At 29.8% G+C, this 909-nt stretch carries 1 protein-coding gene; it reads left to right on the top strand.

The features are described from left to right. Window positions 1-370: 370 nt before the first annotated feature. The gene (locus JCM14822_RS20885; RefSeq protein WP_157047920.1) at window positions 371-547 is read left to right on the top strand and encodes a hypothetical protein; all 177 of its coding nucleotides are present in this window, start codon (window positions 371-373) and stop codon (window positions 545-547) included. Window positions 548-909 lie beyond the last annotated feature (362 nt).

The following is a 909-nucleotide window of genomic DNA, read 5'->3' as shown; positions in this document are numbered from 1 at the left end:
GGAGCCACTTTTTTATAAATTGTTATAAATGGAATGAATCTAGAATTAGTCTAAAAATGTTACTTTACTATCTAGGTCATAGTAAGCTCTTACAACTTGAAGTTATAAGCTTCAATAGCCTCAGTAACAACTTTATTTGCTTTTAAGTGCTGCAATTGTATTTTCAGCATTCATATGATTCTTTTAACAGAAGAAACATTGACTTATAAATAAAATTTTCCAGTAATCAAAATAATAAAAATGGGAAACCTCTAAGTCTAATATCACTAAAACAAATGAGGTTTCCCATGCATATTGCAAAGTTAGTATCTAGACTTTTTAAACTTTTTATACCATCTGTTATCGAAAAATTGCAAAATCACCTGGTTTTATGAAATGTCATTCTAAGCTTTTACCTGAAATCTTTGAAAAAGCAATGTCTTTAGGCTTGTTAGACTGTAAAAATATTATTGAAGAAGTGATTGCTGAAAAGTGTGTTTCTATTCAAATTGGTGTATCTCTGAGTAAACAAGCTATTTTAAAGAGGTTAAATGAAAGTATTTCATGATTATGTTGGTATGGGTGGTCGAAATGCTAAAGTAGCTTTAAAAATCCGAATACTATATAGTGTCATTTCTCATTCTGTCACAGCGTTTGATATTACATCAGGGGTGAAAATTTTTTATTAGGCGCATCAAGACAAAAGCTCTATAAGGCAGTTTCAGAAAAGTACTCTATTTATGAGAAACTAGGATTAAAAGAACTCCTTAGTCAATGTAGTGATAATATTGATCAACAAGTTTATATTGGTACAGAAAGTTGTAATAAGTTAAAAGTTCGTTTAGTAGGCAATAAGCTTTCTAATGAGATTGCAACTAAACGTATTAAAAAGGCAATCCTCCAAAATAATGGTGAAGCTATTGACTCACA

It is taken from the genome of Cellulosilyticum ruminicola JCM 14822 (genome assembly GCF_001311925.1).
Taxonomy (GTDB): domain Bacteria; phylum Bacillota; class Clostridia; order Lachnospirales; family Cellulosilyticaceae; genus Cellulosilyticum; species Cellulosilyticum ruminicola.
The sequence above is the reverse complement of the archived record's forward strand: the minus strand, read 5'-3'. Positions and strand labels throughout refer to the sequence as shown.

Coding starts and splice junctions, on each gene's coding strand:
- JCM14822_RS20885 (WP_157047920.1), top strand. CDS start 371: ATGAAATGTCATTCTAAGCTTTTACCTGAAATCTTTGAAAAAGCAATG.